18 protein-coding genes and 1 pseudogene are annotated in these 23,260 nt (G+C 57.2%); 4 read left to right on the top strand and 15 right to left on the bottom strand.

The genetic code is table 11. The features are described from left to right. The 4 genes from IPI01_12040 to IPI01_12055 all read right to left on the bottom strand — a co-directional run. The coding region (locus IPI01_12040) for an SEL1-like repeat protein (protein ID MBK7258507.1) at positions 1-205 on the bottom strand (205 nt) is incomplete at its 3' end. Continuing rightward, positions 169-1,782: a sel1 repeat family protein gene (locus IPI01_12045; protein MBK7258508.1), complete on the bottom strand. Its 1,614-nt coding sequence runs from the start codon at positions 1,780-1,782 to the stop codon at positions 169-171. The genes IPI01_12045 and IPI01_12040, both read right to left, overlap by 37 nt. Positions 1,783-2,037: 255 nt before the next feature. Further along, positions 2,038-2,679, bottom strand: a complete 642-nt coding sequence (locus IPI01_12050) for an ATP-binding protein (protein MBK7258509.1) — start codon at positions 2,677-2,679, stop codon at positions 2,038-2,040. Between the two features lie 356 nt (positions 2,680-3,035). Further along, entirely contained in the window at positions 3,036-3,824 is a 789-nt protein-coding gene (locus IPI01_12055) for a hypothetical protein (GenBank protein ID MBK7258510.1), read from the bottom strand. Between the two features lie 561 nt (positions 3,825-4,385). Between IPI01_12055 and IPI01_12060 the strand changes: the two genes are divergently transcribed. Together IPI01_12060 and IPI01_12065 are read left to right on the top strand one after the other, a co-directional pair. Beyond that, positions 4,386-4,691, top strand: a complete 306-nt coding sequence (locus IPI01_12060; protein MBK7258511.1) for a transposase — start codon at positions 4,386-4,388, stop codon at positions 4,689-4,691. 56 nt (positions 4,692-4,747) lie between these two features. Then, positions 4,748-5,640: pseudogene (locus IPI01_12065) on the top strand (DDE-type integrase/transposase/recombinase). A gap of 98 nt (positions 5,641-5,738) precedes the next feature. On the opposite strand, the gene IPI01_12070 reads toward IPI01_12065, so the two are convergent. From IPI01_12070 to IPI01_12080, 3 genes are read right to left on the bottom strand one after another with little or no spacing between them, the layout of a single operon-like run. After that, complete coding sequence (locus IPI01_12070) at positions 5,739-6,383, bottom strand: ATP-binding protein (protein MBK7258512.1); 645 nt, start codon at positions 6,381-6,383, stop codon at positions 5,739-5,741. Then, positions 6,361-7,170 (bottom strand): transposase, encoded by an 810-nt coding sequence (locus IPI01_12075; GenBank protein ID MBK7258513.1) that lies wholly within the window; start codon positions 7,168-7,170, stop codon positions 6,361-6,363. The genes IPI01_12070 and IPI01_12075 overlap by 23 nt, the downstream gene beginning before the upstream one ends. A gap of 58 nt (positions 7,171-7,228) precedes the next feature. Then, complete coding sequence (locus tag IPI01_12080) at positions 7,229-7,897, bottom strand: transposase (protein MBK7258514.1); 669 nt, start codon at positions 7,895-7,897, stop codon at positions 7,229-7,231. A 760-nt stretch (positions 7,898-8,657) separates the two neighbouring features. On the opposite strand from IPI01_12080, the gene IPI01_12085 reads away from it, so the two are divergent. Both IPI01_12085 and IPI01_12090 read left to right on the top strand, forming a co-directional pair. Next, positions 8,658-9,275 carry a hypothetical protein gene (locus IPI01_12085; GenBank protein ID MBK7258515.1) on the top strand — a complete coding sequence of 206 codons (618 nt, stop codon included), beginning with the start codon at positions 8,658-8,660 and terminating at the stop codon, positions 9,273-9,275. Beyond that, positions 9,272-10,054 carry a nucleotidyl transferase AbiEii/AbiGii toxin family protein gene (locus tag IPI01_12090; GenBank protein ID MBK7258516.1) on the top strand — a complete coding sequence of 261 codons (783 nt, stop codon included), beginning with the start codon at positions 9,272-9,274 and terminating at the stop codon, positions 10,052-10,054. Before IPI01_12085 ends, IPI01_12090 begins: the two co-directional genes overlap by 4 nt. A 32-nt stretch (positions 10,055-10,086) precedes the next feature. On the opposite strand, the gene IPI01_12095 is transcribed toward IPI01_12090, so the two are convergent. The 8 genes from IPI01_12095 to IPI01_12130 form a co-directional block, all read right to left on the bottom strand. Continuing rightward, a complete protein-coding gene (locus tag IPI01_12095) occupies positions 10,087-13,098 on the bottom strand; it encodes a family 78 glycoside hydrolase catalytic domain (GenBank protein ID MBK7258517.1) in 3,012 nt (1,003 codons plus the stop codon). A 55-nt stretch (positions 13,099-13,153) separates the two neighbouring features. Continuing rightward, positions 13,154-14,239 (bottom strand): hypothetical protein, encoded by a 1,086-nt coding sequence (locus IPI01_12100; protein MBK7258518.1) that lies wholly within the window; start codon positions 14,237-14,239, stop codon positions 13,154-13,156. 211 nt (positions 14,240-14,450) lie between these two features. Further along, the gene (locus IPI01_12105; GenBank protein ID MBK7258519.1) at positions 14,451-14,759 is read right to left on the bottom strand and encodes a hypothetical protein; all 309 of its coding nucleotides are present in this window, start codon (positions 14,757-14,759) and stop codon (positions 14,451-14,453) included. Between the two features lie 14 nt (positions 14,760-14,773). Continuing rightward, the gene (locus IPI01_12110) at positions 14,774-15,595 is read right to left on the bottom strand and encodes a hypothetical protein (protein ID MBK7258520.1); all 822 of its coding nucleotides are present in this window, start codon (positions 15,593-15,595) and stop codon (positions 14,774-14,776) included. Positions 15,596-15,774: 179 nt separating this feature from the next. Then, on the bottom strand, positions 15,775-16,338 hold the full coding sequence (locus IPI01_12115) for a helix-turn-helix transcriptional regulator (GenBank protein ID MBK7258521.1): 564 nt from the start codon (positions 16,336-16,338) through the stop codon (positions 15,775-15,777). A gap of 3 nt (positions 16,339-16,341) precedes the next feature. Next, on the bottom strand, positions 16,342-17,073 hold the full coding sequence (locus IPI01_12120; protein MBK7258522.1) for a hemerythrin domain-containing protein: 732 nt from the start codon (positions 17,071-17,073) through the stop codon (positions 16,342-16,344). 113 nt (positions 17,074-17,186) lie between these two features. Continuing rightward, on the bottom strand, positions 17,187-20,639 hold the full coding sequence (locus tag IPI01_12125) for a T9SS type A sorting domain-containing protein (GenBank protein MBK7258523.1): 3,453 nt from the start codon (positions 20,637-20,639) through the stop codon (positions 17,187-17,189). 432 nt (positions 20,640-21,071) lie between these two features. Next, a complete protein-coding gene (locus tag IPI01_12130; protein ID MBK7258524.1) occupies positions 21,072-23,255 on the bottom strand; it encodes a T9SS type A sorting domain-containing protein in 2,184 nt (727 codons plus the stop codon). Positions 23,256-23,260 lie beyond the last annotated feature (5 nt).

Here is a 23,260-nt window from a genome sequence, read left to right on the forward strand (position 1 = left end):
TGAACATCGCCCTAACATGTTCATTCTCAGCCGCCATAAGGTAGTATTGCTCAGCCTTTGGAATGTTCTTGAACTCGAGATGATATAACAATGCAAGGTTGAACATGGCTACAACGTCTCCAGCCTCGACTGCCTTCAGATAATACTCTTCCGCCTTGTGAAGATCCTTCAATTCACCTTTGTACAGATTCGCAAGACTACCCATGGCGTCAGGGCTTCCTTCTCAGCCGCCATAAGGTAGTATTGCTCAGCCTTTGGAATGTTCTTGAACTCAAGATGATATAGCAATGCAAGGTTGAACATGGCCGCAACATCTCCAGCTTCGACAGCCTTCAGATAATACTCTTCTGCCTTCTGAAGATCCTTCAATTCACCTCTGTACAGATTCGCAAGACCACTCATCGCGTCAGGGTTTCCCTTCTCAGCCGCCATAAGGTAATATTGCTCAGCCTTCGCGATGTTCTTGAGCTCGCGTGCATTCATCAGAGCGAGATTGAACATCGCTCGGTCATGCCCCCGCTCAATTGCCATTTGGTAGTATTGCTCCGCCTTCAGCAAATCCCTAAACTCACTTCGATACAAATTCGCAAGATTAAACATCGCGTCGACATTGCCGTTTGCGACAGCCATCAGATAGTACTGCTCTGCCCTTTCGGTGTTCTTAAACTCGCGCTCACACAATAATGCGAGATTATACATTGCATCGGTGTCCCCACGCTCGACCGCCATGAGGTAGTATTGCTCCGCCTTCTGCATATCCTTCATCTCGACACGATACAGATTCGCCAGGTTGAACATCGCCTCGACATGTTCCCTCTCAACCGCCATGAGGTAGTATTGCTCTGCCTTCTGGACATTCTTCAATTCAGTCTCGTAAAGAAGCGCGAGACCGAAAAGCGCCTTGGTCATTCCTTTAGCGGCTGCCATAAGGTAGTATTGCTCAGCCTTTGGAATGTTCTTGAACTCGAGCTCACACAGCATCGCGAGGTTGTACATTGCGTCGGTATCCCCACGCTCGGCCGCCATCACATAGTACTGCTCCGCCTTCTGAAAGTGCTTGAATTCCATATCATATAGTAAGGCGAGATTGAACATCGCACTCGTGACTCCCTTTTCGATTGACTTCAAATAGTATTGCTCAGCCAAACTGAAGTCCTTGAGTTCCCCTCTCGCGATATTGCCAAGGACGAACTCCAAGTTTGAGAGACTAATACCATCATCGAGAAGCCGTTTCCTCGCCAGATTGTACCTTGACGCCCTCAAATCGTCGACTACTTCGCTCCTAACCTCCAAGTGTGACTTTTCAATTTCTAACGCGTAGTGGCTCCCTTTGGCTTTAAGATAGTCCCTTGCCCCGGTAACCAGTCTATGTTGTAGTCCTTCAGGTATACTTGAAGCCTTTGCTAGGGCTTGGGAAAAATAGAACACGTGTCGTTCATCGAGTGATCTAATATGCAATGCCTCAAGATGCTTTTCTGCTCTCTCTGCAAGCTCTTCATCTCCACACCATATTTCCAAGAATCTTACAAGCCAAAGAACCTTGTTTCTATTCTTTCCTTTCCCCAAACGCATGAGGTAGTAGATATTGAAGAATCGTTCATTAACTTGGTAAAGGTAATTCTTTGTTGATGTAGGGATCTTCCTGATCAGTTGAGCCTTTACGAGTTGTCTCAATTGAGAAGCGACCGCCTTGCTCTCCAATCTTGTTTTTTTTGCTATCTCACCTGTGCTAATTGCATCCCAATTCTGGGCTATGGCATCGATGATCGCTTGCTGTTGCACTGAGAGACTATCAAGTCTGTGTTTGTACAAGGGGGTAACTCTATCCAAAATAACTTCGAGGTCTTTGAACGCACTCCCATCAACATCGTCAATGAAGATCTCAAAAGTAACACGATGGTTCTCGGGACTCCGCCGGTTAACCTGCGAAGCGCTTCAACCCTTGCCGGTTGCGTATCAATGACCCGGCCGATAGCCTCAGCGTGATATGTCTCTCCGAGTTTTCTCAGAAGGAGCTTTGTCTCGTTGCTGTCAAGTTCATCGAGAGTAACAACCTTGAAGAAGTCGTAAAGCGGCTCCTTGTAGTGGTGGTAAAACCTCGGGGACTCTGGACGATGCGCCAATTATCCGAAGCTGGCTGCATGTATTGAGCACCTCTCGCAGGCGTTGGTTCTCCGTCCGTGTGAACTTCTCAATTATGTCTCCAAAATTGTCGATAAGAAGGACTAATTTCTTGTTCTTGTCCTTCAACCACATCAGAAGGAGATTGAATATTTCTTCCTCAGGATGCTTCTTGTCGTAAAGTGGATCAACCAACTCTGATAGTCCTGCGAAATCACTGTAACCCGAACTGAGCGTGTCGATAACTACTGCCCAAAGTTTAGCGAGGGTGCGGACACTGTACTGCTCCTCATCAAACAACAGGGGAATGAGCCAGGGACGAAGATCAGGGTCGTTCTTGATCTCAATATTCAACCTCAGAAGGAGCGTAGTTTTGCCATACCCCCTTTGTCCCTGGATCATGAAGTGCTGAGGGGGAACAGACATGTTGTCTCTCTTGATTGCAGCCAACAACTCCTCAAATTCTCGAAGTCTGATGACGAAATTGTCTACAAGGTCATCTGAGGATTGAGATCCTGGATTGAAGATCTTCGGTGATATGAAATTAGTTGGCGACATTTCGCCTCCACCATTCACGCAATAAGGGAGAATTGAACCGGTAAGTAGATGCATTGGTTTCGTTGTTAAGATAGCCATCATACTTCAGCACGTTGAGAAGGGACACATATGAGTCTTCGACCTTGTACTCGATCGCAATATTCATGATCTCAGCAGAACTTACTGATACGCTACTCGAGGCTAGGTTCAATACCTTTTTCACGAAAGAAAACCCATTTCCCTTGTATGCTTTGCGTAGCCGGGGTGAACCAATATTCAAGTATGTTCTGTTTTTCAGGGCTTGGTTGACAGCCTCGTCAATTGTACGCGCATCAATGACAGGCATCTTGGTGCCCTGAACAATATTATATGACTCATCAAGAAGGATCTGAATATAGTATGGAATAAGCCACTCCCGTCACAGATAGTAGTCGTTCCAGGCCTTCAGGGGAAAGCGTCACGGAGGAACCTGACAAGAGCCTCTCGATTAAGGTCTGCACCTCGTCTTTGCTGAATGGGATTTGCACCGAAACGAGATCGTTGATTAGATTGGTGCAATTCAGCTCGCTTACGATATTTTCAATTCCAATAGACCCAGCATATACAAACTGGACCTTTTGCAGGAGATGCGGTGACTGCCTGAGCTCCCTCATTGTTTGAAGCAGATGTACAGCCGCTCTTTTGTCCTTGTCCTCTCTTATATTCTCCACTGTCGACGACACTTCGTCATTCAACACAACAAGCCGTTCTCCCTTCAAATCTATTGATTCAAAGAGCGACTGGACTTCAGTCCGATAGTTGATCTTGCGTTTCCCAAGCTTGATAGTCCCATCCAGCCCTAACTCGTCGATTCTCGATGTAAAGTCCTTTATCAAGGTCGTATACTTCTTGAGAGTCCTTAGTCGTTCGGTGACGTGATTAAAGAGCTTCTCATAGTATTCATTTTCGGTATTGACGGACTCACTGGTGTAGTAGATGACGATCGTATGCGCGGGGGGGTTATCAAACAGGTCAAATAGAGTTGATGACTTCCCAACTCTGCGTGGCGCCGCGAGCAGGGCATGTGATCCCTTTGTCAGAATACTCAGGATACGTTCTCTTATTAGCGGCCTCCCTAAATAGGCATCGCCTCGTGCGGCTTGACCTATGATTCCTGACGTGAGCATAGACCTCTCCTTCTCTAATTTTCACAAATGTAGACGACAAAATGATAATTGTCAAGTTATTTAGCAAATTGTCCATTGCCACATTGTATCTCGCCTGCAACTTATTAGAATACAATATATTACATGATAGCAAAGAGGCGACAGGCCAGCTTCTCTAGTTGCACATTCCTATCCGTGTCAATTCACTATCAGCGCCAAACTCAGGAAGGCAAATAGTATTCGACGTATAGACTCAATGGCCTTACCTTTCCGCTTCTCACCCAAACATAAATTCTGGCCGGAGCCCTCCCCATACCCACGAACGGCCCAATAATCTGGCCCAGGTACTTTTCACTTGGCTCTTCAGAAACGTGTTCAGATTTCATTGCAAGCCAAGACGGACTCGTTCACCTTCGACATGTATCATTATCGCCAGGTCATTGAAAACTGACATCACCGGCTCCAAAAGAACTCACAGCTACCGAAACCGTGAATAGCCCGCAGCACATTTTGTTCCGCTTCAGGTGAATTTGGACTTTTGGATGGGTAGACTATAGGAAACCCAACCAGAAGGAACTCGGTATGGAACGCAAGATCGTGACGGCTGAGGTGAAGGCAGAAATACTCTGTGAGCTTCTTGAGAGTCAGGTATCTGCCTCTGATCTCATTGAGCGCTACGGCGTGAATATCAACTCGATCTACAACTGGCGGAAGCAGCTCTTCGAAGGTGCCGCCGCCGTACTGGGGAACCGCCACGAGAAAGCATCAGAGAAGACCCAGACCGAGATCGCCAAGCTTCAGCATCAGCTTCGGGAGAAAGACGGCCTCATTGCCGAGCTTGTCCAGGACAACATCACGCTAAAACAAAGGACGATTGGTCCAAGATAACCGGATCCTGTATAGAACCTGAGGTCCGCGACGAGATCGTTCTCTTCGTGGAGAGGATTACGACACGGACCAAGATCACGCAGAGGCGAGTTCTGGCCTGGATCGGGTTGAAGAAGAACAAGTATCACCACTGGCGAGAGCGTCTCAAGGAACAGAACCACCATCGTGGAGCGGTTCCGAAGGGGCACTGGTCTCCCCACTGGGAACGAGAGGCGGTGATTGCCTTTCGCAAGGTATATCCTGATGTTGGCTATCGATACTTGTCCTACATGGTGCTTGATCAGAATGTCGTGGCGTTGAGTCCGTCGACCGTATACCGGATACTGAAGGCAGAGAACCTGCTCACCGCCTGGAATGGGCGGAAGACATTGAAAAAGAAGGGTTTTGATCAACCGGTGGCGATTCACGAACACTGGCACCTCGACATCAAATACGTGAATTTCCATAGCGCGTTTCTGTTCCCGATCAGCGTCATCGATGGGTTCTCGCGAAAGTGTTCACCACGAAGTGCGCATGACGATGCTTGAACATGACGTACAGATAGCGATCGAGCGGGCGCTGCTCAAAGCCCCCGGGTATCACCCGAGGATCATCAGCGACAACGGGTCGCAGTTCATTGCCAAGGATTTCTCGGGGTACATCACGGTGAAGGGTCTTCATCACGTGCGCACGTCGGTGAATCATCCGCAGAGCAACGGGAAGCTGAAGCGCTTTCATCGGACGATCTCTCAAGAGTGTTTGAGAGTAACGAGCTCTTTCGCTCTCTGATGCACGGGAACAAATCGGAGAGTACATCGCGACCTACAACACGAAGCGATTGCACAGCTCGATTCACTTCCTGACGCCGGAAGAGATGCTCACAGGGCAAGCTGCAGAGCGTCTCACCGAGCGCAAGGAGAAGTTGGTGCGAGCAACGAAGGTCCGTCGGGAGATGCGCAAGGCTGCCTGATATAACCGCACCTTGTGCAGCAAGCGTGTCATGATCGTGGATATGCGGGATGCACAAGGAGCCAACGGCGCCGATTCTCAGGCCACGACGGCAGGTGTTTACGATTGACAAAGAACATCACAATCAACGCTACCCCAAAAGTCTAATTCACGCTGAACCGATACATTTCTTCCGTGCCGGTCTTCCATGATTTCCAGGAGATCGCGCCGTTGTTCATCCGTGAGCGGCGAGAGCCCCCAGTCATCGAGGATCAGGAGCTCTACCTGCGCCACCAACTTGAGCCCCCGCAGGTACCGTCCCTCTCCTCGTGCAACGCCCAGTTCACTGAAGAGACGGCCGAGCCTGTGGTAGAGGACGGAGAGTCCCTCGCGGCATGATTGATGACCAAGTACGCAGGCTAGATAACTTTTCCCAACACCCGTCGGTCCCGTGATCAAGACATTGTGGTGTGATCGGATCCACTGGCAATGCGAGAGCGACGTCACGAGCGAGCGATCCAGACCGCGGTGTGCCTTCAGGTCCAGATCCTCGATGGCTGCCTGTTGCCCCAGACGGGCACGGCGCAGCCGCGCGGTCAGCGACCGATTCTCCTGTTCTATGCGCTCCCGGTCCACAAGCAGACTCAGCCGTTCTTCAAAGACCAGATCATTCCACTTCGCGCTTTGCTGGTGTTCCTCCAATGCCCTCACCATGCCGAAGAGGCGCAATGCTTTGAGCGATTCAATGGTTGGATGCAGCAGCATGGCGCTCCTCCTCCGTACCCACACGGTAGTAGTCTCGGCCACGCAGATTCTCATGCTGACATGCAGCCCGAGGCTCGGCCACGGTCATCGGCGCATGTTCCTGACCCCATTCAAGGATGTTCCTCACGCACCGGTAAGACGGGCCGCCAATGTGCAGTGCCCGGTGGCAGGCGGCATCAAGGCGTTCATCGCCCACTTTCTTCCCCAGACGCATGATTCCCAGACACGAACGGAAGCCTTGCTCCGGATGGACTTTCGTCTTCATGATCTCTTCAAAGCCCTTCGCGATATGCTCGCCGTGCTTGCGTCCCCATTCAATGATGCACACGGGCGTCCATTCACTATACCTGCGGTGCGAGGCCGGCATATGCTCCGAGAGCGTCGTGTGGCGGTAACGCTCGTGACTCCGCGCGTGGATGGCCACACGCTGCCCTCGATGCAGCACTTCCACGATCGTCTCCGTCACACGCCGCCTCACCTCGTCCTTGACCAGCTTGTGGGGCACCCTGTAGAAATGGTCATCGAAGGAAACATGGTAGTCGATGTTCACCGTGGCTTTCTTCCACTGGGGGCATTCGAACGGCTGCACGGGGAGGGGCTTGAGCGCGGGTTTGTCCAACTGCTCGTAGAGCGACTGCCGGCTTCCGGGGAGCTTCTTGAACGGACGCTGGTTCAGGATCACCAGCAACTCGGCGATCGCCTCGTTGAGCTCGCCAAGGGAGAAGAATGACCTGTTACGCAGCCGGGCCAGGATCCACCGTTGAACAAGAAGGACGGCCGATTCCACTTTGGCTTTGTCCTTCGGACGCCTCACACGCGCCGGCAGGATGGCCAGTCCGTGGTATTCAGCAAAACTTGATACGTCGGGTTGATCTCCGGTCGTAGTAGCACGGTTTTGTCACCCCGGTATTGAGATTGTCCGGCACAATGGCACACGGACAGCCCTGAAAAAAGTGCAACATCCGCACATGGGAACCGATCCAGTCGGCCAACTCTTGCGTCCATGTGGCCTCGGCATAGGAGTATCTGCTCGCGCCAAGGACGCCGACGAAGATCTCTGCTCGGCGGATCTCTCCCGTTGTGCCATCGACGACGCCCACACCATCTCCGCTGTAGTCGACGAACGCCTTGTCGCCCGCCCGGTGCGTCTGCCGCGTGCTCACTTCAAGCGTGCCGGCGAAGTGCTGATAGAGTTCACAGAACCGGCTGTAGCTGTATCCCTCCGCGTGCTCATGCCGGTACTCCTCCCACAAGAGCTGCAGCGTCACGTGCTTGCGGTGAAGTTCAGTGTGGATGGTGCCCCAGTCCGGCATCGTTCTCGCCACCTCTGCCGGCGCTTCCACGGGGAACAGCAAGCGCTCAAGGCGGTCATCGTCCATTGCCTGGACATCAGACCATGTCACCGACGCACGCCGGGCACGGAGCAGATAATCATGCACCGTGGTCTTCTTCATGTTGGCGCCGAGGGCGATCTGGCGCTCGCTGAGCGCCTCAAGGTATGCCAAGCGGAGCACTTCTTTGATCCTTCTCACGGGTTCTCGCTTTCTGGACATCGTGACTCCTTGGGTGGGGGAAACTCCAATGACATGACTTGGTACGCGAAAATCCATCGAAAGCCCGCTCCGCGTGCGGCCTCTCCCCCCCGGTCCAAACCGGCGCCGACCGGGGGCGAGCGACGATTTCGACAATCCGACCAGCAGTCCGACCGGGGTCGATTTCTGGTCGGATTTCGCCGGAATCACTGGTCAGATAACTTCGGAATACTCACCACACTCTCGATCCAGGACATCTTCGGGGCGAAGAACCCCCCAGACTGGCGCTTGGGAGGTGCTGGCCGTGGCCGGCGATCAGCTCCATAGCCTGGCGCGGGAGGTTCTGCGAATCGAAGGGCTCACTGCCACTGCTATCCCGGACCGGCCGTTTGACCGGCCCGTGAACACGGTGTGTTCTTGCCGGGAGAACGGTACTGCGTGGCTGGGGCGGGGCTGTACCAGAAGGCGAGTCTCGCCGATTCCCTGTGGCAGGGCGGACTGTTCGACGTGACACAATTCCTGCTAGAGCACATTCGTGGCACGGCGGCCAACGACGTCTACGCCGTCGGGCACTTCGGCGAGGTCCTGCACTGGAACGGAAAATCGTGGCGCTCGGACCAGAACGAGGTCGGGATCCCCGGGGGCATCCATCGCGGGGATGAGATTCCGAAAAGACACAGTAAGAAATCTATTGCATCTATTCCCGATATGCACTATATATGGTGCATATCGGGAATCAAATATGAATTGGCACCAATTCAGGACCAGGATGCTTGAGCAGGGATGCTTCAGCATTCATGAGATTTACGCCTGGGATCCAGATTTTGACCGGAACAACTTTGTACGGTGGAGCCAAAAGGGCTACCTGATCCGCTTGCGGCGGGGGCTGTATTCATTTGCCGAACTCCAGTCGGTCCCTGAGATGGCAACGTACTTTGCGGCGCGGATATACAAGCCGTCCTATATCAGTCTGCATTCTGCGCTTTCCCACTACGGACTCATTCCGGAATCGGTCTCCCGGATTACGAGTGTCACTTCGCTGAAGACAGCAGCTTTCAGGAATGAGTTTGGGGAGTACGCGTACAAGAGTGTCCGCGAGGACCTGATGTTCGGCTATGAGCCGCGGAGACTGGCAAATGGACGCGTAGCACCCTGTGCCACCCGCGAGAAGGCCCTGCTCGACCTGCTCTATCTTTATCCCTTCTACAAGACCGAGCAAGAGCTTTCGGATCTGCGCCTCGATCGGGATATCCTGCACGAGGACCTGGATCGAGCCCAATGGGAATCGATGCTGGGTCGTTTCCACTCTCGCGCGCTTGAGAGGCGCGCCCGGTTGCTTGCAAAGGTATACGAGATATGATCTCCATTGACCACATCAGGGCATTCTATCCGGACTTCATGAGTCGGAGTCAGGCATTCTCCGTGCATGTCTTGAAGGAGTATGTCCAACTGCTGATCCTCGACTATCTCGCCAGCACGCGTTACGCACGAAAGATTGTCTTCATCGGCGGGACGAACCTGCGCCTGGCAAAGGGGATCGACAGGTTTTCCGAAGATCTGGACTTCGACTGCAAGGATCTGGGCCGGGAGGAATTCGCGGCGCTGTCAGGGGATGTCGTAGCCTTTCTCCGGCGCAATGGCATGGAAGCAGATGCAAGGGAAAAGGATTCGTCCCGGTTGACCGCATTTCGTAGCAGCATCCACTTTCCCGGATTGCTCTTCAACATGGGGCTGTCCGCCCATAGGGAGGCGCGCTTCATGATAAAACTGGAGGCTCAAGACCAGGGAGTTGGTTATGAGCCGACATCTGCCTTCATCAAGGGCTGCGGACTCTTCTTTTCTTTCCCGGTGCCGCCGGACAGCGTGCTCTGTTCCATGAAGATCGCGGCCATGCTGTCCAGGGCGAAGGGGCGGGATTTCTATGATGCCATGTTCCTCCTGGCGCAGACACAACCAGATTATGACTTCCTATCGGCGCGATGCGGCATCCGCGACCTGTCAGGATTGAAATCGGCGGTTGAAGATCGCCTGCGTTCCGTCGATCTCCGGCAGAAGCAACGCGATTTCGAGCATCTGCTGTTTCATGGCGATAACAGCAAACGTATCCTGCAGGCGGGAGAGTTCTTCAAGTCGCTCTAAATTTCAAATGCACTTTCGTAGTGGGCGAGCCCCTATCCCCCCAACATCGGTTCCTCCCTGCTGCGAAACTCATACACACCCGGTTCAGGAACAAGGTAGACCGTGTACCCGCGGTCGCCCACATGCTGTTCCGGTACCCATGGCTTCCCCTCTCCTCCGACGACCCTCGTTACGACAGCTGTGCCAGGCCCCGCCAGCCGAACCCTGCTCGGCGCCGGAACATCGATGCGCACCATCAGCCCATTCTCCTGTTTCCACTCCACCGTGACCGTACCACGAGGCGTCGGCACGGTCCCCCGCGCCCACGCGAGGCCAGCCGGATGCGGCTCGATCGTGATCTCCTCCCACCCCGGTGTGCCCGGCTTTACACCAAGGATCTCTGACTGGAGGTAATATGTCGGGCCGGCGGACCAGCCGTGACAGTGACTCACATTCGGCTCCCATGTTTCCCACCACGTGGTGGCCCCCCATTCCAGCATCCGCGTCCAACGCTCCCGGATGAAATCCAGCATCGCCCTGTGCTCCCCGGCCCGCGCGAACATGTCGAGCATGTAGAAGGCAAAGTAGGGCGAACCGGTGACCACATTCGCCTGCCCATCGTTCCTGACCGCGTGCAGTAGCGTGACTGCATCGTCACCTTCGACCACGCCGAACGCCACCGCCCAACAGTTCGCCTGCTCGCTGACGTCCTTGCTCAGTACACCCTCCTTCCAGTTCTCCCGGAAGCACTTCCGTTCCTCGTCCCACAAGATCCGCTTCATGCCCGAGCGCACTTCATCAGCGATCGCTGCATATCTGCCGGCGACAACCGGTCGGCCAAGGTACCGCGCGATCCCTTCAAGAGCACGCAACGCTCCAAAATACAGCGCATTCGCCGCAGCGGATTCGCCCGTGGTGTCGATGCCTGCAGCCCAGTCCACGAACATCCAGTGCGGCATGTCCCGCAGAAGTCCATGCTCCGCTCGATATCGTTCACACGCTTCGATGACGCGCTCCATCTCAGCGAACACCTCCCCGGGGAGCGCGCGGTCACCGGCATGCTGAATGTAATCGTGCACGGAGATGATCCACAGAAGACTGAAGGTCGGCAAAATGGCGTAGGACCAGTCGGTGGGATAGATCCCCCGCGTCCACCCCTCCGCATCCTGCGATTGCGCGACACTGCGTATCCCGCGGCCGATCAGCGCAAGATCACCGAACGCGTAGTAATTCACGAGGGCCTGGATGCGCGCATCTCCCCACCACTGTCCCCGCTCTCTCCACGGACAATCCGTATACGCATCCTCCATATTCAACTGCACGGTCCAGCGCCCTACGTCCCAGATCCTGTTCAGCACTGCATCCGAGCATTCAAACCCTCCTGCATACTCCACCGGATAGGTCGAGAGGATGAGCCTGACTGCCCCGAGGCGAAGGGGTTGCTTCAGCGCACGAACGTCCACCTGCATGAAACGAAATGCACGCTTGTCAAATGTCCGGAAGCTCTGCGGTCCCGGCTTGCAGATGTACCGGTCCGCATAGTGCACCGCACCTCTGTCGCAGTTCACCACCCCCGTCAGTCCCGCCGCCGGCGAGAGCACGGTGCCATCAGGCCCCGAGAGAAACTCACTATACCCGATATCAATGATCTCTCCTCCGGCTGCACCGGAGATCTCCAGCACCGGGAACCCGGCGACCTCCTTTCCAAAGTCGAGCACCACATAGGCACCAGGTTCGTCACCGGGCACGAACGTTGCACCCGCACCGCCACCGGTCAACCCCGACGCATCGATGATGCGTGGATGCTCCGGTGCGATGCGCGGCTCCCGGCTCATCATGATCGCGGTCACCTGCGATTCCCTCGAGACCCCGGCCGTGATCCAGGGGAGAATGGTCCCGTCACTCAAGTGGACCGCTGTTGCGGGATCCCAATGATGTTCCGGCGGGTACACGGTCTCGAAGCCCAACGTCATCGACTCCGCATGCACGGGACCGAGAAGCCACCAGGGCGCCATATCCTCCTCGGACGGAGGTTCCTGACCCATGGACCGCGCGTACACGCACCGTTCGCTCCCCGGCCCCTCGAGCCGGAAGAGGAAATGCCATTGCCCCTCGTCCTGCACGACCTTGGCAAGGACAACGTTCCATCCCTGGCGCAGACGCACAGGGGCGGACTCCTGATCGGGTGCCGGCTCCCGTTTCACCAGGTGGTCGATCACAAGTCCACCGTTGAACCATACTTTCACGGCGTCCTGACTCCCCGCCCGAATTTCCAGATCCATCTCGTCCGGCGACCAGATGTATGTCCCCAGATACGCCACCCCATATCTCGCACACCAGACCACACGATGGAGGTCGACATAATGTCCGGTGACCGGCTGACCGACACACCCGGTGTCGATGACACGCACCGGGTCCAATGGAAGCTCGGTCATCGCCGGGATGCCGCGGGGCACGAGCTGTGGCCAGGGTTCCATGCCGGGGGGGCCGAGAACAACGGCGTGTTCCCACCCCGCGTCATCAGTTTCTGCCAGGGTCCACCCTTCGAGCTCCTTGCGCGCATCATACACCTCGGCAAAGCCGAGCTGGATGCTCATGCGCGGCAGCCGCCGGTCCCACGAGCGCGCAGGGCACACCCGCCATGAGGCATCCGTGCCGATGCGGATGGTCTCTCCTCCTTCATGCGTGACCGTGATGTCGGCGAGAAAGCCGCCGCGGCCGAGCATGTACGAGAATGTCCACTCCCCGTAATGATGCACGAGTGCCGCGATGACGTTCGGACCGGGCCGGAGATAGCGGGTGATGTCCCATTCATCCACGCATTGCCACCGGCGGTCGCTCCGCGCCGGCCCGAATGCGACACGCGACCCGTTCACGAACAATTGATACCGGCTGTCGGCGGTCACCGCGATGACACCCTGCCGGATACCCGCCGGAAGATCGAACGAGCGGCGGAGGTGCAGATAGAAGTTCTTCGGCTGTTCTTCTCCTGAGCACCAGATCCATTGTCCGGCAAGAGCGGCATGCATGGGACGTTGCTTCGGGCCTGCGGTCGCGTCTGTCACAACACTCTCCTCACTGAATGGATAGGGATCTTGCATGTGCTTCCCGGCTCGTCGTTCAACGCGCCGTGAGCAACAGTTCCTTCTTGTCCAGGTAGTATCGATAGTCCTCCAGCGATACGTCCGCCGGCACCCTGTGGTCCACGCATGGAATGAAACGTCCGCTCCGGACCAGGGGGAGAAGGCGTTCCAGCTCCCGGTCGATCTCCCGCTTCCCGCCGATCAGCGCACGCTTGTCCACGCCACCGAGGAGCAGCAGTTGATCGCCGAATTCCCTGCGCAGGCGAAAGGCATCGGTATGGGCCACCTCGAGCGGGAACATGCAGTTGATACCGGCTTCCAACCAGTGGGGAACGAGCTGATGAATGCTGCCGTCGCAATCGAGGATGTTCGTTGTCACTCCATGTTTCCGGAGCAGGGCGGTGATCCGTGCATACCGGGGGACCATCAGGTCACGGAACATGGCCGGCGACATCAGGGAACCGCGGTTGTAGCACATATCCTCCCACCACCACGCCATATCCACGGGGGTCACCGGCAGAACACGTTCCAACAGTGACAGGGTGAGGCACGTCAGGTGCTCCATCATCTCCTCAACCCAGTCCCGGTCCGTCACCAGTGCGCACGAAAAGTCTTCAACCCCCATCCAGTTCCGCAACCATCCGTACAGCGATCCCACGTGGACGAAGACGGGCATGCCGGATGCTTTCGCCTCCATGGCAGCCTGCACAAGGTTGCCGATCCTTCCCGGCGCTTCAGGATCGAGCCGCTCTGCTTTGAGCCGTTCCCAATCTTCCCTGGTCTGGAGGCCGAATCGCACGTAGCGCGGCATGCTTGAATCGTCGGCAAGGACCTCACACGTATTCCCCTCATGATCCAGAATGAGGGTCTTGTCCCCGCGCTCTTCGAGCACCGTATACGGGAACCGGGGGTGCAGGCCGTTGATGACCGGCACTTCGGCAAAGATGGTGGTGCCTTCCAATCCAAAATACCGTTCGGCACCGGCATCCGACGTGACCGTGCCGGGAAGCCCTTCGCCGTGCCATCGGTGTAATGTCGTTTCCCAGTACCCGAATTCAACATTGGGCAGACGGTCTGGTTGGCCGCCCGCAAAAACGGAAAGCACCCGCTCTCGGGTTGTCATGCTGTTGGAGTTCTGATGTGAGAAGAACTGTGCGGCCATTCATTGCGCCGGCCGGTACACCGTGATCGGATCTCACGGTGCGACCATAGACCGGCGAGAAGGGGCTGTGCATCGAGAGGTGGAACCACAATGAAGCAGGGTAAAGATAGGTCTCGTGAGCTACAAATTCAACTGGCACCGCACGGATACCTGGGAAGATGCGGATACGGCCCTAGCGCATCCGTGCGACAAAAAGGTACGTGAGGATCTTCTCCTTTTCTTCGGGGCTCACCTTCGCCCGGGACTGCATGGAGTCCACGGCTCGTTTCCACTCGGATTCCGTGTATTCGGAGGGAAGATGAAGACTGTGACACCCCCCGCACCGATCAACGTATTTCTGACGGCCTTCTTCCAAGGCATCCTGCGTGACCCCCGGCCATCGGGCCTCCGCCCGGCGCACATCCTCCCGCGTCACGACCGGCAACATCGATGAGCACCCTGCGAGGAGAACAAGCAGCGCAAACCCCATCCGATTCATCATATGTGATCTCCTGCTCAAAGGTGGAAGGACACCAGCAGACGGACCTGCGCCCGCTCGGATTCCTCGAGGTCCAGGCCGTCCATGGTCGCCCCCTTGAACGCCGTTACCTGGGGCAACACGGACAGCGTGGCCCACCATTCTTCCGTCGCATAGGAGAGCACCGGACCCGCGAAGAGCACGGCGTGTTCGATGCGCCCTTCCTTGAGGACGTTCCACTCCACCACTTCGAGACCGAGAGAGAAGTGGGCAGACATGCTGTAGGAGACACCCCCGCTGACCTCGAACTTCAGCTCGTTCTCTGTCTCGAGGACCCCATCCTCGAGCTCGTCCTCCCATTCCTGCTCGCCGACGAGATTGCCGGCAAGCAGGAACCGCCCGAGTTGCTTATCGAGGATCACTTTGAATTCCAACTCCCGCTCATACAGGCCCAGGGTGTATTCTCCATACAGCGCCAGGCCCAGTGGATCCGCCACACGGTCCAATACTTTGTACTTCCATTCATTCGAAATGCTTGCACTCTGCTCCGTCGTACGTCCACCCCCCGGCGCGGAACCATTCGCGTCACCCGCCTTCCACTCATAGTTCAAATAGAATGCCGTCATCAGCCGCTCCGCGACACCGAACTCCAGTTCGATCCTCTGATCCAAACGGCGGAACGAGTATGCTTTGCCGCTCCTGTACGTGTTCCAGACCTCAAGCTCCCGTGCACCCGGCGACAGCACCGGCGTCTCGTAGACATATCCGAATCGACGCTCGTTGGCCGATCCCATGCCAGGAACCATCACCGCTACCAGGCCGCCGAGTACCATCGCCCGCAGCATTCGATCGGACAACACCCTTCCCACCCTCCTGCTCCTGCCGGATCCCATCTCTCCCTCCACAATGAATGTCGTTGTATGAACTTGCTGTGGAGAATCTACGAAGCGCGATGGGGGCGAATCAATCCCCATTTGTGGGGATTCGGTGACGGGAGAGATACGTGGAGAGCGGGGAACGACCGGAGAGCAACAAGCGGTCAGCCAATATCTTTCGATGACACCAACCCGTTCAACACCGCATACATCGTGAGGCCTGATACGGTCTTGATGCCGAGTTTGCCGGTGATGTTCTTCCGGTGGGAGATCACAGTGTGAAGGCTGATCGACAGCGCATCAGCGATGTGCTTGTTGATATGACCGCCCGCAACGAGCTTCAGCACTTCGATCTCGCGCGAGGACAACGTGCTGGTCTTCGCGTTGACCGTCGAGCGGGGCCGCCTCTGGAGCTTTGCGAGGTCTTCCATGATCCCGGCCTCTTCCTGTGCTGTCCACAGGATCAGCGGATAGCGATGCTGGTCGTGCTGGAGGTTGTCCCGGGTCAGGATGATGATGGGCGCTTTTGTGGCCGCAAGGAGGGCGTGGTGGCGGATATACACGTCCGCCGAAAGAAAGACATAGTCGTACCGTGTCAGACGGGCCGGGTCCAGCATCGACGAGACCATCACGGTTGCCGGGGCGAAGCACGATTCAAGGACGGACCGCAGGCCGATCCCGGTCAACCGATCCGGGGTCACGATGAGGACCTTGCTGCCGGAGAACATGCGCTATCTCCGAACCCTGCGGAGCGCATGCTCCAGCGCTGTAACGCGTGGCATCAGGATCGTCTCCTCGATCCGCGTATGGTCCCGAATGTCCTGCTCGAGCCGGAAGATCTCGCAGATCACCGCATTGCGGACCACGGCATCCACGGTACCGGGGAGATACTTGATCAGGATGTTCTTCAGGTCCCAGAGCTTCTCATCAACGTTATTGTGCTCGCTCTCGTACGCCTCCATCGAATACGCGTGCGCGTTGCTGGGTTTCCGCGCCGCCCGGCGGGTCTGGTGCGCCCGGTACACGTTGCGAATGTAGGGAAAGGTGATCCGTTCCTCGCGGTTGAGGTGGGCGAGGAGTTCCCGTTTATACTCCTGAAAGAACTTCCGCACGACCAGGAGATCGCCTTTCTCCTTGCCGGCACGGCCGATCAGCTGGCGGAGCTGGCGTTCGATGACCGGGATCTGGATCTCCCGATAGTACGCATGGGTCTTCTGGAGGTAGGAGAGAACGACGAGCGGGTTGAACGTCAACAATGTCTTCTCCGGGAAGTAATGCGGATGGCTGAAGACATTGATGATCACGAGGAAGAACTTCTCGTCGATTCGATGGGCCCGGCACACCTCTCTGATCGTGCGGTCACCAAACCCCAACGAAACCCCGAAACGGTTGATCACCGGGATCAGGAGGTAGTTGCTGTGGATCGCATCGGCGAGCCGGGTATCGCGGGTGAACAACTGCATGTCGTGGAAGGCCTCCGGAGATGGCGCGCAGCCCGGAAGGGCATCTCCCGGGCCGCGCAAGGTTCTTTCCACTTGACAACTCTATCGCGTGACCGAAGGTTCCCGCAACGGAGTCACCGCATCAGGATCATCTTCCGGGTTTCGACAATGCCATCCGCATGCAGCCGGTAGAAATACGCACCACTCGGCAACCCTTCCCCATTGAACCGGACCGAATGCTCCCCCTCCTCCTGTACTTCATCCGCCAGCACGGCGACCGCCGCGCCGAGGGTATTGTACACGATCAGACTCACATGCGTCGCACCGATCAGCCGATACCGGATCATGGTTGCCGGATTGAAAGGATTCGGATAGTTCTGATCGAGCTGGATCTCGAGCGGGAGATCCGGGCGCTTCCCCGGCGTATCCCCCTTTGCGGCAGTGGTGAACGTCCCGGGGCTTGAGAAAGCTCCCGCCCCGCCAGCGTTGCTCGCGCGCACGCGACAATAATACGTCGTGCTGTTGAGCAGAGAGGCAGCAGAGACCAGCGTATCAGCCACGAGCGTATCATACACGGTCGTGGAGAATCCGGCGTCCTTGGCGACCTGGACCTGATACGTATCGGCACCATCGGCCTCGGTCCAACGGAGCGTGACCATCGTCGGCATGTCGGTCGCCCCCGCGGACGGGCCAACCAGCTTCGGACTTGTCGGCGCAGGCACGGAACTCACCCGCTGCAACGTGACCCCATCCAGCCAGTACCGGTCCCCGGATGCCGCATACGGCTGAAATGCGAACTGAAGACGCGCATCACTGACCGTTGATGTGAAGTTCTTCGTCTGGAAGTACACCGTGCGGGTACGCCACCCTGTCGACATCGGGAACTTCCGTCCGGGCACGCCATAATTCGTGAACGGTGCGACGTGCTGCAGGACGCCGACCGACAGGTCGTGACCGGTGGACGAATACGCCGAGAACGTCAGCTTATAATAGGAAGATGCTGCCAGAGTGATCCCCTGTTGATACAGCTGCATATTGTTCGAGACCGATGAGATCGTGACCCGTGCGGCAGCCGACCCGCTGAAACCCGGATTCGCCGTCGCGAGGCTGCCGGTGCCGGTGCCCATCGCAAGCGTCCAATCCTGGGTGCCACTTTCAAAATCATTGTTGCGGACCGCCTGTGTTCCCGTCGCATCACCATCTCCGGTACCGCCCTGGGTCGTGAACGATCTGGCCGCAGACCACGGACCGTTCCCTCCTGCATTGGCGCCGCGCACTCTCCAGTAGTACAAAGTACTGGCGGCAAGCGATGCGGGGGTATAGGTGTTGTTGGTCAACCCGCTCACATCCACGGCCGTCGTGGCGAACGACGATGCCGTTGCGATCTGCACCTGATAGGTCTGCGCCGTCGTGAGCGACGTCCAGGTGAGCGCCGGGGTGAGCGCGACACCGGAGGTACCGTTCGCAGGTGATGCGAGCTGGACCGTACCCGGGGCACTGACCGTAGGGGTGCCCTGCGTGGTGAACGACCTGGTCACAGACCACGGGCCCGTTCCACCCGTGTTCGTCGCACGGACCCGCCAGTAGTACACCGTACCGGCGGTGAGTGAGGCGAGTGTATAGGATGTCCCTGTCAACCCACTCGCGTTCGCAACGGTCGTGGCAAAGGATGAGGACGTGGAGACCTGCACCTGGTACGACTGTGCGGAGGTGATCGCCGTCCATGCGAGCGCGGGCGCCAGTGATGCGCCGGTTGCCCCATCTGCCGGCGAAGCAAGCACCACCGCTGTTGGCACAGCCACCGGTGGGATGACCGGCGGAGTGCCGGTGCTACCGAACTCGAACGCCCCGATGTCCGGAGCATTGCCAGTATAGGTGAGACTGACGCCGGCACCCGCAGTCCATGTGCGCGGTTCACTGAGCGTTATGCTGTTGCGCGCATGGTCAATGGACACAATGCGCACGGGCGCCCCACCCCCGATACGGATGGTGTCACCCCCGGTGACATCAAAACCGTCGCAGAAGAAGTACGCATCCTCCACGGTGAGCACGGTCGCGTTCGTACCGCCCGAGGTGGTCGCGGTCAAAGCACCCCCCGCGTCGATCGCCGGAGACCCCGCGGCCAGGGTGAAATCCCAGGCCGGATCGTATCCGGAGGGATAGGCGGGAACGTTGGTGAACCGGGGATCCGCTTCCACGGAGGCTGCATCCTTCCCCTTCATGTACGCATATCCACTGTGCGTCGCGAGCACATTCTTCCACTCCGCCAGCCCGACGGCCGTCACACGGTTACCATTCATCCGGTGATAGAACCTGGTCAGCGCGCCCGAGTCGAAGTAGAGATTGTTATTCAGGTCGAATTTGTCGCCCCAATCCATCAGCCAGTCGTAGACCCCGACGTTCGGCTGTGCCCCCACGATGTTATTGATGAATGCACGATCGTATGCCGGGTAGTTCCATGCCCTGATCGCTGTATGCGCGGTACCAGTCTGGTTCGGTCCCTGCCACGTCCGCCGGTTGTTGAGGATCGTGTTGCTGAAGTAGTGGTCCCCCTCCGCCATCTCCATGCCGGTCGAATGATCCCAGATGACGTTACCGCGGATGATCGTGTATCGCGTGGGAGTGTTCGGGTTCGATGTCACCCCCCCGCCGCTCCCGGCATCGTGGCCGCCGATGGGACCGTCATCATCCCCCAACGAACTGTAAATGAGATTGTGTTCAATGATGGTATGTCCGGCACCCTTCAGATCGATCGCATTTTCAGCGGCATTGCCCATCCGGTTATAGCGAACGATCGTGCCCCGGTTGTGCAGCACGCTGGTCGGGTCGCCATAATCCACCTCGAATTGGATATTGTCCTCGATGAACGAGGTGTCCAGCTGGCAGTATTCGATCAATGTCGCGTGATACTCCGTGTCGCCACCCGGGGCACCACCCACATCAAGATTGTTCTGCCCGGTCGCGTGCACCGTATCATAGCGCAGCACAACGTACCGCGGCGCAGAGCCGGCGAGCACGATGCCGAACACCTGGCCACGCACGTAGCAATGCTCCAGCGTCACGTGATGCCCGCCCACCGCGATGCCCCGCGAAATGGCGTTCTTCACGTAGATATTGTCGAACACATCGCCGTACGAGACCACACGGTTGTACCGGAAGGTGATGTAATCACCATCCAGCGTGACCCAGTACGTGGAATTGCCGAGGATCCTGAAATTGTTCTGGTTCGTGATCAGGAATCCCTCGATCACGACATGACTCGTAGGCACATCCACCACATTCAGGCCGCCCGTCGGGGACCCGTCGATCTCCGCCTGCTCGCCCGGATAACTCTTGTAGACGATGGGGTTCCCCGGACTCCCGGCATTGGAGGGGATGAACCGTTCATGATAGACACCGCCGCGAACGAGTACCGTATCGCCCGGCTGCAACCCGGAACTTGCCCGGCCCAGGGTGCGCCAGGGAGCCGCCAGTGTACCCGCGCTGCCATCGTTCCCGGACGTGGAGACAACATATGTGCGTGCCGGTGACACACTCTGCATCGCCATGAGCAATGCTGAAACTGCGATAGTCCGTATCCAGCGCATAGCCTTCCCTCCTCGATACCTCTTCGAATGCCCACCGCGTCGGACGGATCCCCGTTGGTCCACCTGAATTCTGAAACGCCGGCGATGCCACACTCTGATCGAACGCTCATGAGAATCAGTACTCCCGGATCACTTCTCTGATCCCGCCCCGACCGATCGCCGTTCGAAGAGAGGGCAACAGCTGCTGCCGTTCGCCGGTCCTTGGTAGGTGTCCTGCACACGAGTGCCCGGAACTATCAGGAAGTATTGCATAGTAGGTACGAACTGAAAGACCGAGGGGCAATCAGGACTTCGATGTATTTGACGGCTAGAGCACAGTGCGGATAAGGGTACTAGATGAGAGGGGGAGAGAAGGGAGGGATATCCTCTTCTTCCGGGTGGCGGCCACCCGGAAGAAGAGAGGATCGATCAGGTGCTACACAGAACATCCCATCAACGCAGGAGGAGCATCCGTTTCACATCCGTAAAACCGCCGTTCGCCGAGCGCGCATCCAGACGGTAGAAATACACCCCCGACGCCATACCGGCCGCATTCCATGTCGCACGGTGTATGCCCGCAGGGCGGTCCTCATCCAGCAGCACAGCAACTTCCCGCCCGAGCAGGTCGAATACGGTGAGCCGTACCCTCGCAGCCGATGGTACATGGAAGGTGATCTGCGTCGATGGATTGAACGGATTCGGATAGTTCTGTTCGAGCGCGAACTCGCCGGGGACCGATGGTTCCGCATCCGCCACGCCTGTCGCCGTCGCGTTGTTGAATTGCAGGCCCCATGCGGTCAGCCTCCCGGTATTGAAATCCTGGTCATCCGTGATGTGCAGGATCCACCGGCCCTGCGAACTCCTGCCTCCGAAGGTCTTCGCGAACGCCCCATCCGGTCTGATGCGCGGAGCGAATGTCGCGTGTATGCCGATCGCCATCGATGAATCGGCACTCTCATCGAAAATGGTGGTTACGCCGTCCGCATTATCCTCAAGGAGCCAGTCCTGATAGAACATGTGCATCGTGCCATCCGGCCCTTCCAGCGCCATATCCAGATCAGGTTCGCCCATATGATCAAGGGCCAGAAAGAGATTCACGTCACGGATGGTCACATTCTCGCCGATCATGAGGGTATCCGGGACCATATCGCCGAACATGCCCGATGCGGGGATCAGCCTGTTGGAGGATTTGATCGTGAATGCCGCGGGGAAGGCCACCCCGGTCGATCGCAGCAGAGGTGACACCGGCATATCGAATTCGCCCCCTCCGTGCGTGAACCGGGCGTCACCTCTGAACGCCAGCTGGGGACCACCGTCGGCACAGTTGTCCGTCAGCAACCCATCGAGATTGTATGCCACATTGGTGCTTCCGGAATTCGGCTCATTCCCATTCTCGATCGACTGATAGAGGAATTCGCGGATCTCCCCGGCGGTCTTCACGTACTTCGCGATGCGCACCTCATCGATATAGCCGTTGAACCCGGCAAGGGCGAATCCACCGCCTATCGTCAGGGAGTCAGTGTTCGCGGGGATCGCACCGACAGGCCACGAACCCGTCCTGACCGGTTCCCCGTCGACGTAGAATATGTAGACGCTGTCCGCAGCGTTGTAGGTGAAGGCGACATGTGTCCACCGGCCCACTTCGATATTCTTCGACGCCGAGACGAAGGTGCCATTGATCGTGGTGCGGAGGGTGTTGTTCGAGCCGCTCAACAGGAAGCTGAAGTTGGGCGTGATCCCCGGCCCTTTCGCCAGGATCGTCTGTGTCCCGGTAACGAGCGGGTGCACCCAGGCTTCCAGGGTAAGAGCCGTGGTGGGTTGCACGGCAGAGGCATGAGGACCGGCGATGTAGTCGTTCGTACCATCGAACCGCACCGCTTCATTGTAGGATTGCGTCACGGAGGGCCCGGCGCCCATATCGACGGCGGTCACGCCACGATTCATCGGGGTGTTGCCGCGCCCGGACCAATCGAAGACCGAGAACGGATCTCCGGCGGAATCGTCATCCTCGAATGTCAGAGAGAGCACGAGATCGGCATACACCCCCGACGAGGTGCCGAGCGAACTGAAGCGGTAGTGGCGGATCTCCGTGGAGGTCTGTGGCCCCCGCCAGATCCTGACGTTATCCAGGTCGCCCTGGAACGGGCCGTTGAACCCCGTACCGACGATCACGGAATCGGCGCTCGGATTCGGATCGGGAACCGTTGCTGCGGAGGACGTATCGAATGCTCCATTGAAATAGATGGTCGCGACATGCAAGACGGAGTCGTACCGCGCCGCGATGTGCGTCCAGACACCATTGGTCAATGGACGCGTGCTTACGAGGTAGGTGAGGTTGTTATTGCGGAGTGCGATCGTGCCATCGGAGTCGAGATAGATCGTGTATCCTTCCGCTGCCGAGCCGTTCCTGCGCTCGACAAGTGTTTCGGCATTACCACCCCTGGCACGCTCGGGACGTATCCAGAACTCGATCGTGTAACTGCCGGTCAGATTCAGGGTGGGGTCGGGCGGAATGGCAAGATAGCTGGATTCAGTCCCTGCGAAGTGCGCCGACCTGTTCCAGAACAACTGGGCCGATGCAGTATGGTTGAGTGTCACAAGGGCGATCACGAACAGCGTAACCGTACGAAGGCGCATGCGTG

The sequence above is a fragment of the Ignavibacteriota bacterium genome, assembly GCA_016707525.1.
Taxonomy (GTDB): Bacteria; Bacteroidota; Ignavibacteria; order UBA10030; family UBA6906; genus JAGDMK01.

Bases quoted from the DNA above. Each gene is read 5' to 3' on its own strand.
- IPI01_12050 (MBK7258509.1), bottom strand. From the start codon at position 2,679: ATGTCGCCAACTAATTTCATATCACCGAAGATCTTCAATCCAGGATCT.
- IPI01_12055 (MBK7258510.1), bottom strand. From the start codon at position 3,824: ATGCTCACGTCAGGAATCATAGGTCAAGCCGCACGAGGCGATGCCTAT.
- IPI01_12060 (MBK7258511.1), top strand. From the start codon at position 4,386: ATGGAACGCAAGATCGTGACGGCTGAGGTGAAGGCAGAAATACTCTGT.
- IPI01_12070 (MBK7258512.1), bottom strand. From the start codon at position 6,383: ATGCTGCTGCATCCAACCATTGAATCGCTCAAAGCATTGCGCCTCTTC.
- IPI01_12085 (MBK7258515.1), top strand. From the start codon at position 8,658: ATGAATTGGCACCAATTCAGGACCAGGATGCTTGAGCAGGGATGCTTC.
- IPI01_12090 (MBK7258516.1), top strand. From the start codon at position 9,272: ATGATCTCCATTGACCACATCAGGGCATTCTATCCGGACTTCATGAGT.
- IPI01_12100 (MBK7258518.1), bottom strand. From the start codon at position 14,239: ATGACAACCCGAGAGCGGGTGCTTTCCGTTTTTGCGGGCGGCCAACCA.
- IPI01_12105 (MBK7258519.1), bottom strand. From the start codon at position 14,759: ATGATGAATCGGATGGGGTTTGCGCTGCTTGTTCTCCTCGCAGGGTGC.
- IPI01_12115 (MBK7258521.1), bottom strand. From the start codon at position 16,338: ATGTTCTCCGGCAGCAAGGTCCTCATCGTGACCCCGGATCGGTTGACC.
- IPI01_12120 (MBK7258522.1), bottom strand. From the start codon at position 17,073: ATGCAGTTGTTCACCCGCGATACCCGGCTCGCCGATGCGATCCACAGC.
- IPI01_12125 (MBK7258523.1), bottom strand. From the start codon at position 20,639: ATGCGCTGGATACGGACTATCGCAGTTTCAGCATTGCTCATGGCGATG.
- IPI01_12130 (MBK7258524.1), bottom strand. From the start codon at position 23,255: ATGCGCCTTCGTACGGTTACGCTGTTCGTGATCGCCCTTGTGACACTC.